This is a genomic window from Mycobacterium paraintracellulare, assembly GCF_000276825.1.
Lineage (GTDB): Bacteria > Actinomycetota > Actinomycetes > Mycobacteriales > Mycobacteriaceae > Mycobacterium > Mycobacterium intracellulare.
This window is the reverse complement of record NC_016948.1, coordinates 3,590,740-3,603,531: the sequence shown is the minus strand read 5'-3', so window position 1 is coordinate 3,603,531 and position 12,792 is coordinate 3,590,740. Positions and strand designations below refer to the sequence as shown.

The following is a 12,792-nucleotide window of genomic DNA, read 5'->3' as shown; positions in this document are numbered from 1 at the left end:
CCGCGCTTGCGATCGCCGCTAGTCCGACGCCAGCGCCGTGCTGGGCTGGGCCGTTTCGACGATGACCGTGGTGGCCTTGACGACGGCCACCGCCACGCTGCCGGGACGCAGCTGCAACTCCTCGGCGGCCTCGGTGCTCATCAGCGAGACGACGGTGAACGGGCCGCACTGCATCTCCACCTGGGTCATCACCTTGTCGCTGACCACCGCGGTGACCAGCCCGACGAAGCGGTTGCGGGCCGAGCTGCCGATGCTGAGCGGGTCGGCCGGCGGCGCGGGCGCGTTGCTGCGGGAGAAGCGGGCGAGGTCCTCGCTGGCGATCACTTTGCGGCCGGCCGCGTCGTGACTGACCTCCAACGCCCCCTGGTTGATCCAGCGCCGCACAGTGTCATCACTGACGCCGAGCAGCTCAGCCGCCTGGCGAATTCGCAGGTTGGACACGCCCCGATGGTATCCGATCCACGACCGCGGATTAGCTGATACGCGGCCGGCGCCGCGGCCTTCCCGCGGGTACGGAACGCTCTCAGGCCACGATCCCGTTCCTGCGGTGACACGTCCCTCGCCGACGCGAATCCGCGGAAGTGACACGCCCGCCGCCGTGGGGCCCGGGCGGCACACACGACCCCGCGGGACCCCCCGCCGCCCGCGCGGCCGCGGGGCGGCGCCGCTGGCCTGCCCTTTGACCGGCCGAACGCGACACGCGCGACACGCCGCGACGAATGCGTGATCCCTCGCACCGCCCCGCCCGGGTGCGCGCCGGCGCGTTTCCGGACGGCCACGTCGTCGCACCCCACGACGGCCCCTTCGGATAAAGCCGCTGGTAGATGGCTTGGCGACGGCCCAAAACGGGCTGCGCCGGGCCCCTCGGCACGGCGTCGCGGCGGGCGCCGTCGACGTCGCGCGGCGGGCCGCTTTGGGGGGACACGCGCCGTTGCATGCTGGGAGTTTGCCCCGTTAAGCAGGGGGGCGGGTTAGATTTCGTCAGGAGGCCTGAGTACGGTCGTCTCCGCTGGCAGAAGAACCGGCGAGACAAAATGAGATCGATTGAAATTGATTGATCAGATACGGAGGAATCGTGGCCCTTCCCCAGTTGACCGACGAGCAGCGCGCGGCCGCGTTGGAGAAGGCGGCTGCCGCACGTCGTGCACGAGCAGAGCTCAAGGACCGGCTGAAGCGTGGCGGCACCAACCTCACCCAGGTGCTCAAGGACGCCGAGACCGACGAAGTCCTGGGCAAGATGAAGGTTTCGGCGCTTCTCGAGGCGTTGCCCAAGGTGGGCAAGGTCAAGGCGCAGGAAATCATGACTGAGCTGGAGATCGCCCCCACCCGCCGCCTGCGCGGCCTCGGCGACCGTCAGCGCAAGGCCCTGCTGGAAAAGTTCGGCTCCTAACCCGGCCGCCGACGATGCAGGCCGAACGGCCTGAGGAGAAGGCGGGCAAACCGACCCGAGCCGTGGGCGCACCCGCCCGGGAGCGCCGATGAACGGCGGCGGGGGACCGGACATCCAGCACGGGGCACGTCCCGAACCATCGCGTGCGGGGCGTGTGGTCGTGCTGTCCGGTCCCTCCGCGGTCGGCAAGTCGACCGTGGTCCGATGCCTGCGCGAGCGGGTCCCGGACCTGCATTTCAGCGTCTCGGCCACCACGCGGGCGCCCCGGCCCGGCGAGGTCGACGGCGTCGACTACCACTTCGTCAGCCCCGCCCGCTTCCAGCAGCTCATCGACGAGGGCGCCCTGCTGGAGTGGGCCGAAATTCACGCGGGCCTGCACCGCTCGGGCACCCTGGCCGAGCCGGTTCGCGACGCCACGGCCCGCGGATTCCCGGTTTTGATCGAGGTGGACCTGGCCGGGGCCAGGGCCGTGAAGAGGGCGATGCCCGAGGCCCTGACGGTGTTTTTGGCGCCGCCCAGCTGGGAGGACTTGGAGGCCAGGCTCGTCGGCCGCGGCACCGAGACCCCGGAGGTCATGCGGCGGCGCCTCGAGACGGCCCGCATCGAAATGGCGGCCCGTGACGACTTCGACCGGGTGGTCGTCAACCGTCGATTGGAGTCTGCGTGCGCCGAATTGGTATCCTTGCTGGTGGGAACTGCCCCGGACCGGCACGACCCGGCTGGCCACACCGAAAGCCAGACCACATCCAATCAAGATTGAGCACCGACTTTTCGCCGGCGATCAGCCGTTTTGGGCCCTGGCCCGCCTTCGAACGTAGAGGAGATTGACCTCAGTGACTATTCCGCAGTCCGACGCCGCGCTGGCCGCCGTCCCCGATCGGTTCGACCTGTCCGCCGGGGCGCCGGGCGCCTACGACACCCCGCTGGGCATCACCAACCCGCCCATCGACGAGCTGCTGGACCGGGTCTCGAGCAAGTACGCCCTGGTTATCTACGCGGCCAAGCGGGCCCGTCAGATCAACGATTACTACAACCAGCTCGGCGAGGGCATCCTCGAGTACGTGGGGCCGCTGGTCGAGCCGGGGCTGCAGGAGAAGCCGCTCTCGATCGCGCTCCGCGAGATCCACGGCGACCTGCTCGAGCACACCGAGGGCGAGTAACAGGGCCGGGCCGGGCGCGCTGTGGACCGCACGCGGATCCCCAAACGAGTCGTAGTCGGTGTCTCCGGCGGCATCGCCGCCTACAAGGCGTGCACCGTCGTCCGCCAGCTGTCCGAGGCCGGCCATTCCGTCCGGGTCATCCCGACCGAGTCCGCGCTGCGTTTCGTCGGCGCGGCCACCTTTGAGGCGCTCTCCGGCCAGCCGGTGCACACCGGCGTCTTCAACGACGTTCCCGAGGTCCCGCACGTCCAGCTCGGCAAGCAGGCCGACCTGGTCGTGGTGGCCCCGGCCACGGCGGATCTGCTGGCGCGCGCGGTGCACGGTCGCGCCGACGACCTGCTGACCGCCACGCTGCTCACCGCCCGGTGCCCGGTGCTGTTCGCGCCGGCCATGCACACCGAGATGTGGTTGCACCCGGCCACCGTCGACAACGTGGCGACGTTGCGCCGGCGGGGCGCGGTGGTGCTCGAGCCCGCCGCCGGGCGCCTCACCGGGACGGACAGCGGGTCGGGCCGGCTGCCCGAAGCCGAGGAGATCACCACCCTGGCCCACCTGCTGCTGGAACGCCACGACGCGCTGCCCTACGACCTCGCCGGCTGCAAGATGCTGGTCACCGCCGGCGGCACCCGCGAACCGGTCGACCCCGTGCGCTTCATCGGCAACCGCAGCTCCGGCAAGCAGGGCTATGCCGTGGCGCGGGTGGCGGCCCAGCGCGGCGCCGAGGTCACCCTGATCGCCGGGCACACCGCCGGGCTGATCGATCCCGCCGGTGTCGAGGTCGTCCACGTCAGCTCCGCGGCCCAGCTGGGCGACGCGGTGTCCAAGCGCGCCCCGGAGGCCGACGTGCTGGTGATGGCCGCCGCGGTCGCCGACTTCCGGCCCGCGCACGTTGCCGCCGCCAAGATCAAAAAGAGCGCCTCGAATGAGACGGCGCCCCCGACGATCGAGCTGGTGCGCAACGACGACGTCCTCGCCGGGGCGGTGCGGGCCCGCGCCCACGGGCAGTTGCCCAACATGCGGGCAATCGTCGGCTTTGCCGCCGAGACCGGCGACGCCAGCGGCGACGTGCTGTTTCACGCCCGGGCCAAGCTGCAGCGCAAGGGCTGCGATCTGCTGGTGGTCAACGCCGTCGGCGAGGGCCGCGCGTTCGAGGTGGACAGCAACGACGGCTGGCTGCTGGCCTCCGACGGCACCGAGTCCGCACTGCAGCACGGCTCCAAGACATTGATGGCCAGTCGTATCGTGGATGCGATCGCCGCGTTCCTGCACGGGGACAGCGGGTAAAGCGGTCGAGTTCTTCCCGGCACCGGGACGGGGTGCCGGCCGGGCTGACGCGGGCCGATATAATTCGGTTGACTAACTATTTGGAAGGATTGGCATGAGCGAAAAGGGTCGCCTGTTTACCAGTGAGTCGGTGACTGAGGGACATCCCGACAAGATCTGTGACGCGATCAGCGACTCGGTCCTCGACGCCCTGCTGGCGCAGGACCCCCGCTCACGCGTCGCGGTTGAGACCCTGGTGACCACCGGGCAGGTGCACGTGGTCGGCGAGGTGACGACGACGGCCAAGGAGGCCTTCGCCGACATCACCAACACGGTCCGCGAGCGCATCCTCGACATCGGCTACGACTCGTCGGACAAGGGCTTCGACGGGGCGTCCTGCGGGGTCAACATCGGCATCGGCGCGCAGTCGCCCGACATCGCCCAGGGCGTCGACACCGCCCACGAGACCCGCGTCGAGGGTGCCGCCGACCCGCTGGATGCGCAGGGCGCCGGCGACCAGGGCCTGATGTTCGGCTACGCGATCAACGACACCCCCGAGCGGATGCCGCTGCCCATCGCGCTGGCCCACCGCCTGTCGCGCCGGCTGACCGAGGTCCGCAAGAACGGCGTGCTGCCCTACCTGCGCCCCGACGGCAAGACGCAGGTCACCATCGAATTCGAGGACGACGTCCCGGTCCGGCTGGACACCGTGGTCATCTCCACCCAGCACGCGGCCGACATCGACCTGGAGAACACCCTGACCCCCGACATCCGGGAAAAGGTGCTCAACACCGTGCTCAACGACCTGGCGCACGACACGCTGGACACCTCCTCGACGCGGCTGCTGGTCAACCCGACCGGCAAGTTCGTCGTCGGCGGCCCGATGGGCGACGCCGGGCTGACCGGCCGCAAGATCATCGTCGACACCTACGGCGGCTGGGCGCGGCACGGCGGCGGGGCGTTCTCCGGCAAGGACCCGTCCAAGGTGGACCGCTCGGCGGCGTACGCGATGCGCTGGGTGGCCAAGAACATCGTCGCCGCCGGGCTCGCGGAGCGGGTCGAGGTGCAGGTGGCCTACGCCATCGGCAAGGCGGCGCCGGTCGGGCTGTTCATCGAGACCTTCGGGACCGCGACCGTCGACCCGGTCAAGATCGAGAAGATCGTCCCGGAGGTGTTCGACCTGCGTCCCGGCGCGATCATCCGCGACCTGGACCTGCTGCGCCCGATCTACGCGCAGACCGCCGCCTACGGGCACTTCGGCCGCACCGACGTCGAACTGCCCTGGGAGCAGCTGAACAAGGTCGACGACCTCAAGCGCGCCATCTAGGTTGCCCGCCGCCTCGAATGTGACGTCGCAGTCACGTTCGGCGCCGAGCGTGACCACAGTGTCACGTTCGACGGGTCACCGCGGTGGACCCGGGTGGTCGGAATCGAGCGCGGGCAGCCCGTCGATGCTGCGCCGGTTGCGGTTGATCAGCCGGGTGTAGGCCTCGTCGGGCGCCTTGTGGTGATACGCGTTGAGGACCGGTCGCTCGTCGACCAGCTCATAGTAGGGCACCGCGAATCCGCACGCGTCGGCGATCCGCTCCACATCGACCACGATGATGGCGCGGATCCCCGCATGCCGGTCACCGAAATGCGTGATGAGATCGGTGAATTCGGCGTCGTCGGGCCGGATCACCCGCCCAGTGCCGAACAGCCGCAGGATCCGCGAGTTGCGGGTGAACGAGCAGAACATGACAGTGATGCGGCCGTTGTCGCGCAGATGGGCGATGGTCTCCACGCCGCTGCCGAACAGGTCCAGGTAGGCCACGGTGCGCTCGTCGAGCACCGCGAACGTGTCGCAATATCCCTTGGGGGACATGTTGATTCGTCCTCCCTCGGAGGGCGCGGTGGCGACGAAGAACACGGCCTGTTCGCGGATGAAGTCGCGCAGCGACTCGTCGATGCTGTCAAATTCCTTCGCCACCCGTGCAGCGTAACCGCTAGCTAGCCGGTGAAGCGGTAGTCGTCCAGATCGAATCGCCGGCTGCGCCAGTACACCTCCGGGGTGGTGCCCGGCCGCAGCGGCACGTCGCCGTTCTTGTCGAAGTAATAGCTGTTGGCCAGCCGGCAACTGTCCTGCCAGAAGATCTGCCGGTGCCGCCGGCGCATCATCTCGGCGAAGTAGCGGTCGTTGGCTTCCTCGCTCACCTCGACGCGGGTCGCGCCCAGGCGCTCCGCCCGCTTGAGGCACCGCACGATGTGATGGGTCTGCGCCTCGATGAGCGCGAAATACGAAGAGCCGACGTAACCGTACGGGCCGAACACCGTGAACAGGTTGGGGAAGCCCGGAACGGTGACGCCCTCGTAGGCCTGCAAGCGGTGCTCGTCCCAGAACCGGCTCAACGAGCGACCGCCGCTGCCCGTGACCGCGAACGTGGGGACGCTGTCGGGGTCCATCACCTTGAAGCCGGTCGCCAAGATGAGCACGTCGATCTCGTGGGTTTCGCCGTCGGTGGTCGCCACCGCGTCGGGCGTGATCTTGTCGATCGGTTCGGTGATCAGGCGCACGTTGTCGCGGTTGAACGTGGCCAGGTAGCCGTTGTGGAAGCCGGGGCGCTTGCAGCCGACGGCGTAGCGCGGGGTGAGTTGCTCGCGCACCACCGGGTCGCGGACCTGCCGCCGCAGATAGGCGCGTCCCAGCGTGGCCATCCTCTTGGCCAGCGGGATCACCGTGAAGTAGTGCGCCGAGATCGGGAAGGTCAGTTCCACGTACGCCTGGCTGAGCAGCCGCTGCAGCGCCTTGCCGCCCGGGATGCGCATCGCCCAGCGCGCCGGCGCGGGCAGCGGGACGTCCAGCTTCGGGAAACACCAGATCGGGGTGCGCTGAAACACGGTGAGCGACGAGACAATTGGCGCGATCTCGGGGATCACCTGCACGGCCGACGCGCCGGTGCCGATCACCGCGACGCGCTTGCCGCGCAAATCCTGGCCGTGATCCCACCGCGCGGTGTGCATCGTGACGCCGGCGAACGAGTCCACGCCGTCGATGTCGGGCAGGTTCGGCACCGTCAGCACGCCGCAGGCGCTGATCAAAAACCTCGCCGTGACTTCGCCGCCGGGGTCGGTCTGCACCCGCCACAGCCCGCGCTCGTCGTCGAAGTCGGCCGCCTGCACCTTGGTGTTGAACCGGATCCGCGAGCGGACGCCGTACTTGTCGGCGCAGTGTTCGGCGTAGGCCTTGAGCTCGCGGCCCGGCGCGTAGGTGCGCGACCAGTGCCGGCTCTGCTCGAAGGAGAACTGGTAGGAGAACGACGGAATGTCCACCGCGATACCGGGATAGGTGTTCCAGTGCCAGGTGCCGCCGACCCCGTCGCCGGCCTCGAGCACCAGGTAATCGGGCAGCCCCGCCTTGTCGAGGTTGATGGCGGCGCCGATGCCGGAGAATCCGGCACCGATGATCAGCGTGTGGTAATCGGGGGTTTCCCCGTCCATCCGGGCGAAGGTGCGCTCCGTCATGAACTCACCGTACGCCCCGGGCTCAGCCCCGCAGGGCGGTTCGCAGCGCCGCCAGGCCGCGCTCGAGCGCCGCGGTGGCCGCGGGCACCACACCGGCGTAGCCCAGGTAGCCGTGCACCAGCGTCTCGGCGTTGTGCACCTCGGCGGCGACCCCGGCAGCCGCCAGCAGTTCGCCGTACCGGATGCCGTCGTCGCGCAGCGGGTCATAGCCGGCGACGCCGATGTAGGCCGGCGCCAGGTTGCTCAGGTCCTTCGCGCGCCCCGGCGCCATGTCCGACGGCGGGTCGGACAGGTCGACTTCGCCCGCGTACCAACGGGAGAACTCGGCGACGGCCCTGACGTCGAGGATCGGCGCGGTGGCGTTCTCGGCGAAGGACGGCAGCGTGGCGTCCCACATGGTCGACGGGTACCACAACAACTGGAATTTCAGGGCCGGTCCGCCGTGATCGCGTGCCCGCTGCGCGACCGCGGCGGCGATCGTGCCGCCGGCCGAATCCCCGGCGACGGCCATCCGGCCCGGGTCGCCGTGCAGGTCGGCGGCGTGCCCGGCGACCCAAAGCGTTGCCGCCCACGCGTCTTCGACCGCGCCGGGGTAGGGGTGCTCGGGCGCGAGCCGGTAGTCGACCGACACCACGATCGCGTCGGCGCCGACGGCATGCTGGCGCGCCGTGCCGTCGTGGGTGTCGAGGTCGCCGATCACGAAGCCGCCGCCATGGAAGAACAACACGACGGGCGCCCCGGTTTGACCGTCGGAATGGCTTGGCGGCCAATAGATCCGGATCGCGACCGGCCCGGCGGGGCCGGCAATCGTGCGGTCCTCGACCCGCAGCTCGGGATGCAGCGGCCTGCGCGGCAGGTCGCGGAACCGCTGGCGCGCCGCGGCGATGCCGTCCTCGGTGGATAGCCGGAAGGGAACCGCGTCCAGTACCTTCTGCAGGATGGGGTCGATCGCGGGTTTCTCGTCGGCTGTGTTATCCAAGCTGGGCATGGACGTACCGTACGCACCTCGTCTGGTGGCCGGCGCCTGGGTGGTGGCCGGCTGGGTGGCCCTCGGCTACGGCATCTACCTGACCGTGCTGGCGCTGCGCTCGCCGCCCGGAATGGAGCTGACCGGGCACTGGGTGCTGCAGCCGGCGTTCAAGGCCTCGATGGCGATCCTGCTGATGCTCGCCGCCGCCGGGCACGGATGCGTACGGGAGCGGCGGTGGCTGATGCCGGCCCTGCTGTTGTCGGCCCTGGGCGACTGGGTGCTCGCGATCCCGTGGTGGACGCTGTCCTTCGAGATCGGCCTGGCGGCATTCCTGTTGGCGCACATGTGTTTCATCGGTGCCCTGCTGCCGCTGGTTCCCCCGCTGTCGTGGTCGTCGCAAGCCGAGCGGCCCGCGGCGCTCCGGATCGCCGCGGTGGTCCTGATGTGCCTGGTGTCGATCGCGCTGCTGGTGTGGTTTTGGCCGCACCTGGGCCCGGACAAGCTGACGTTGCCGGTGACGGTCTACATCGTGGTGCTGACCGCGATGGTGTGCACGGCGCTGCTGGCGAAAATGCCGACGATCTGGACGGCGGTGGGGGCGGTGTGTTTCGCGGCCTCGGATTCGATGATCGCGATCAGCCGCTTCATCCTGGGCAACGAGGCGCTCGCCGTGCCGATCTGGTGGTCGTACGCGGCGGCCCAGATCCTGATCACGGCGGGATTCTTCTTCGGCCGCGAGCTTCCCGGCCAGGACGGCGGGGACGCCGCGCCGCCCGCCGAAGGCTGATCTGTCGGTGGTCGCCGGTACGCTGCGGGCCGGACGGTAAGGCATTGGATAGCACCATGATTCGCGGCCCGAGGGCGCCGTGAGCCCCAGCGCGCGCACGCCGGTCGAAGTGGAACCCATCGCCCGCGTGCTGCCGATGCTGTCCGTGCCGCACCTGGACCGCGAGTTCGACTATCTGGTGTCGGCCGAGCAGTCCGACGATGCCCAGCCCGGGGTGCGGGTCCGGGTGCGTTTCCATGGCCGGCTGGTCGACGGGTTCGTGCTGGAGCGCCGCGCCGACACCGACCACCCGGGCAAGCTGGGCTGGCTGGACCGCGTCGTGTCGGCCGAACCGGTGCTCACCCCCGAGATCCGCCGGCTGGTCGACGCCGTGGCCGCGCGCTACGCGGGCACCCGTCCCGACGTCTTGCGGCTGGCCGTGCCGGCCCGCCACGCCAGGGTGGAGCGGGAGCCCGCCGTGAGCCGGGACCCGCCGGGCCCGGCGATCCCGGACCCCGTCGACCCCGCGGGCTGGGACGGCTACGGGCGGGGCGCTCAATTCCTTGCCGCCCTGGCCGAGTCGCGGGCCGCGCGGGCCGTCTGGCAGGCGCTGCCGGGCGAGCCGTGGACCGACCGATTCGCCGAGGCCGCCGCCCAAACGGTGCGGGCCGGCCGGTCCGCGCTGGCGATCGTTCCCGACCAGCGCGACCTGGACGCCCTGTGGCGGGCGGCGACGACACGGATCGACGAGGGCAGCGTGGTCGCCCTGTCGGCGGGCCTGGGCCCCGCGGCCCGGTATCGCCGCTGGCTGGCGGCGCTGCGGGGCACCGCGCGGCTGGTGATCGGAACCCGCAGCGCGGTGTTCGCGCCGCTGAGCGACCTGGGCCTCGTCATGGTGTGGGCCGACGCCGACGACAGCCTGGCCGAGCCGCGGGCCCCGTATCCGCACGCCCGCGAGGTGGCGATGCTGCGCGCGCACCAGGCCCGGTGCGCGGCCCTGATCGGCGGCTACGCGCGCACCGCGGAGGCCCACGCGCTGGTGCGCAGCGGATGGGCGCACGACATCGTCGCGGCGCGGCCCGTGGTGCGCGCCCGCACCCCGCGGGTGAGCGCGCTCGACGACACCGGCTACGCCGACGAGCGCGACCCGGCGGCCCGCACGGCGCGCATTCCCTCGATCGCGCTGCGCGCGGCCCGCTCGGCGTTGCAGGCCGGGACTCCGGTACTGGTGCAGGTGCCGCGGCGCGGATACGTCCCGTCGCTGGCGTGTGCGCGCTGCCGCACCATCGCCCGGTGCCGGCACTGCACCGGGCCGCTGTCGCTGCAGGAGGGGGGCGCCGCGCTGCTCTGCCGCTGGTGCGGGCGGATCGACCCGACGCGCCGGTGCGCGCGCTGCGGTTCGGACGCGGTGCGCGCCGTGGTCGTCGGGGCCCGCCGCACCGCCGAAGAGCTCGGCCGCGCGTTTCCGGGCACGGCGGTGATCACCTCGTCGGGCGACGGCGTCGTGCCCGAGGTCGCGCCCGGACCGGCCCTGGTGGTCGCCACCCCGGGGGCCGAACCGCGCGCGTCCGGTGGTTACGGGGCGGCGCTGCTGTTGGACCCGTGGGCGCTGCTGGGCCGGCAGGATCTGCGCGCCGCCGAGGACGCGTTGTGGCGCTGGATGAGCGCCGCCGCGCTGGTGCGTGCTCGCGGCGACGGCGGCGTGGTGCTGGTGATCGCCGAATCATCGCTTCCCACAGTGCAATCGCTGATCCGCTGGGATCCGGTGGGGCACGCGGAAGCGGAACTGACCGCCCGCGCCGAGGTGGGCCTGCCGCCGAGCGTGCACATGGCGGCCATCGACGGAACGCCCGACGCGGTGACCGCGCTGCTCGGCGAGGTCCGGCTCGCCGAACTGGAAGCCGACCTGCTCGGGCCGGTGCACCTGCCGACCGGCGTGCGCCGCCCGGCCGGAACCCCGGCGGGCGTGGCGGTGACGAGAATGCTGGTGCGCGTGCCCCGCCGGCAGGGCCTGGCGCTGGCGGCCGCGCTGCGCCGCGGCGTCGGTGTGCTCAGCGCCCGGCAAACCCATGAGCCCGCCCGGGTCCAGATCGATCCGCTGCACATCGGCTAGCGGTCACAAACCGTTACCCTGGGCGACAGTATGTGCATGCAATATTTCCTGTTTACGACATTCGAAGGTTGCTACACTTTCTATTCCTTAGCCGCCGAGAGGCCGGAAACAATCCGGGGAGGGGCGATATGACAGCGGACAACGCGACCGTTGACGAGTCGTTGGATGTCATCACCGACGCTTTGCTGACGGCCTCCCGTTTGCTGATGGCGATCTCGGCCCGTTCGGTCGGGCAGGTCGACGAGACCATCACCATCGCGCAGTTCCGGACGCTGGTGATCCTGTCCAACCGCGGCCCGGTCAATCTGGCCACCCTGGCGGGTCTGTTGGGCGTGCAGCCGTCGGCCACCGGCCGGATGGTGGACCGGCTGGTCGCCGCCGGACTGATCGACCGCCTGCCGCACCCGACCTCGCGCCGTGAGCTGCTCGCCGCGCTGACCACGCGCGGACGCGACGTCGTCCACCAGGTCACCGCGCACCGGCGCACCGAGATCGCGGCCATCGTCGCGAAGATGCCGCCGCCCGAGCGCCACGGGCTGGTGCGGGCGCTGACCGCGTTCACCGCGGCCGGTGGCGAGCCCGACGTGCACCTGGACGCCGATATCGGCCTGTAGCCGCCGGGTCTACCCCGCCTAGTCGGTCCACTTGGTGGCGGTGAGCAGCAGGTACTCCCACCCCATGGTGCCGTCGACGAGGTATTGCTGCGCGAGCTCGACGAGTTGGGCGTCGAGCTCGGCGGCCAGCACCCGGTTGTGGCCGATGTTCGCGTAGGCCTCGATCGTCGGGCCGTAGTGCCGCTTGAAGTAGGCGTGGACGTCTTCCGCGCTGGCGAACCGGTCCACCGCCAACATCCCACGCGCCGTGGTGATTTCGCCGACGCGGTCGCCCAGCAGCGCGGTGACGTAGCCGGGCCGTCCCCACAGCGCCGCCGGCGGCACGGGGTGCGACAGGCTCGGGCGATAGGGCCGGATGGTGGCCAGCATCCGCCCGAAGAAGCCCTCCGGGGTCCAGCTGATCACGCCGATCGTGCCGCCGGGCCGGCAGACCCGGACGAGCTCGCCGGCGGCGCGTTGCTGGTCGGGCGCGAACTGCACGCCGATCGCCGACATGACGACGTCGAATTCGCCGTCGCCGAACGGTAGCGCGTGCGCGTTGGCCTCCCGGTAGTCGATCGTCAGGCCCTGCGCCGCGGCCCGGTCCCGCGAGCGCAGGAGCAGCTCGGGGGTGAGGTCGGTGGAGACGACGGCCGCGCCGGCGGCGGCGGCCGGCAGCGAGATGTTGCCCGAGCCGGCGGCGACGTCGAGGACTCGGACGCCGGGCCCGATGCCGGTGGCCTCGACGAGGGCGGGGCCCAGCGGGGCCATCACTTCCTCGGCCATCAGGGCGTAGTCGCCCAGCGCCCAAACCGTGCGGTGTGTGGCGGCGACTCGGGCGTCGCTGATGGTGGAGTCGACGGTCATCAGACCTCCTTGGGGGAACGGAAAGGTTGTCTTCGACGTCGATGTCGACACGCGCGGTTTCACGCCGCTCAGATCATGACTACTAGAAATAGTAGTCATAAGCAATAGTATACGCGCGCAATTCCGGTCTCCTCGGGTGGGTCCGGCCGGCCTCCGGCGCTTTCTAGAC

13 protein-coding genes are annotated in these 12,792 nt (G+C 70.8%); 8 read left to right on the top strand and 5 right to left on the bottom strand.

From position 1 onward, the window contains the following. Nucleotides 1-18 precede the first annotated feature (18 nt). Entirely contained in the window at nt 19-441 is a 423-nt protein-coding gene (locus OCQ_RS16260) for a TOBE domain-containing protein (protein ID WP_008258197.1), read from the bottom strand. A 634-nt stretch (nt 442-1,075) separates the two neighbouring features. On the opposite strand from OCQ_RS16260, the gene mihF reads away from it, so the two are divergent. The 5 genes from mihF to metK all read left to right on the top strand — a co-directional run bounded on the left by mihF (nt 1,076) and on the right by metK (nt 5,140). Then, nucleotides 1,076-1,390, top strand: a complete 315-nt coding sequence (mihF, locus tag OCQ_RS16255; protein ID WP_007171927.1) for an integration host factor, actinobacterial type — start codon at nt 1,076-1,078, stop codon at nt 1,388-1,390. Between the two features lie 88 nt (nt 1,391-1,478). After that, nucleotides 1,479-2,150: a guanylate kinase gene (gene gmk, locus OCQ_RS16250; protein WP_085976452.1), complete on the top strand. Its 672-nt coding sequence runs from the start codon at nt 1,479-1,481 to the stop codon at nt 2,148-2,150. Nucleotides 2,151-2,223: 73 nt separating this feature from the next. Continuing rightward, entirely contained in the window at nt 2,224-2,550 is a 327-nt protein-coding gene (gene rpoZ / locus OCQ_RS16245; protein ID WP_008258195.1) for a DNA-directed RNA polymerase subunit omega, read from the top strand. Between the two features lie 21 nt (nt 2,551-2,571). Next, nucleotides 2,572-3,834 carry a bifunctional phosphopantothenoylcysteine decarboxylase/phosphopantothenate--cysteine ligase CoaBC gene (gene coaBC, locus OCQ_RS16240; RefSeq protein WP_008258194.1) on the top strand — a complete coding sequence of 421 codons (1,263 nt, stop codon included), beginning with the start codon at nt 2,572-2,574 and terminating at the stop codon, nt 3,832-3,834. A 94-nt stretch (nt 3,835-3,928) separates the two neighbouring features. Continuing rightward, a complete protein-coding gene (gene metK / locus OCQ_RS16235) occupies nt 3,929-5,140 on the top strand; it encodes a methionine adenosyltransferase (RefSeq protein WP_008258192.1) in 1,212 nt (403 codons plus the stop codon). A 75-nt stretch (nt 5,141-5,215) separates the two neighbouring features. On the opposite strand, the gene OCQ_RS16230 is transcribed toward metK, so the two are convergent. The 3 genes from OCQ_RS16230 to OCQ_RS16220 are packed head-to-tail and all read right to left on the bottom strand — an operon-like array spanning nt 5,216 to nt 8,302. After that, nucleotides 5,216-5,782 (bottom strand): pyridoxamine 5'-phosphate oxidase family protein, encoded by a 567-nt coding sequence (locus tag OCQ_RS16230; RefSeq protein WP_008258191.1) that lies wholly within the window; start codon nt 5,780-5,782, stop codon nt 5,216-5,218. 20 nt (nt 5,783-5,802) lie between these two features. Further along, complete coding sequence (locus OCQ_RS16225; protein ID WP_036429282.1) at nt 5,803-7,290, bottom strand: flavin-containing monooxygenase; 1,488 nt, start codon at nt 7,288-7,290, stop codon at nt 5,803-5,805. A gap of 46 nt (nt 7,291-7,336) precedes the next feature. Beyond that, nucleotides 7,337-8,302: an alpha/beta hydrolase gene (locus tag OCQ_RS16220; protein WP_008258189.1), complete on the bottom strand. Its 966-nt coding sequence runs from the start codon at nt 8,300-8,302 to the stop codon at nt 7,337-7,339. On the opposite strand from OCQ_RS16220, the gene OCQ_RS16215 reads away from it, so the two are divergent. The 3 genes from OCQ_RS16215 (at nt 8,301) to OCQ_RS16205 (ending at nt 11,777) form a co-directional block, all read left to right on the top strand. Next, a complete protein-coding gene (locus tag OCQ_RS16215) occupies nt 8,301-9,071 on the top strand; it encodes a lysoplasmalogenase (protein ID WP_026071324.1) in 771 nt (256 codons plus the stop codon). The genes OCQ_RS16220 and OCQ_RS16215 overlap by 2 nt on opposite strands. A gap of 79 nt (nt 9,072-9,150) precedes the next feature. Then, on the top strand, nt 9,151-11,163 hold the full coding sequence (locus tag OCQ_RS16210) for a primosomal protein N' (protein WP_179960081.1): 2,013 nt from the start codon (nt 9,151-9,153) through the stop codon (nt 11,161-11,163). A gap of 128 nt (nt 11,164-11,291) precedes the next feature. Beyond that, nucleotides 11,292-11,777, top strand: coding sequence for a MarR family winged helix-turn-helix transcriptional regulator (locus OCQ_RS16205; RefSeq protein ID WP_008258186.1), 486 nt, complete (start codon nt 11,292-11,294; stop codon nt 11,775-11,777). Nucleotides 11,778-11,795: 18 nt separating this feature from the next. Here OCQ_RS16205 and OCQ_RS16200 read toward each other — a convergent pair whose 3' ends face one another. Continuing rightward, nucleotides 11,796-12,623 (bottom strand): class I SAM-dependent methyltransferase, encoded by an 828-nt coding sequence (locus OCQ_RS16200; RefSeq protein ID WP_041785090.1) that lies wholly within the window; start codon nt 12,621-12,623, stop codon nt 11,796-11,798. Nucleotides 12,624-12,792 lie beyond the last annotated feature (169 nt).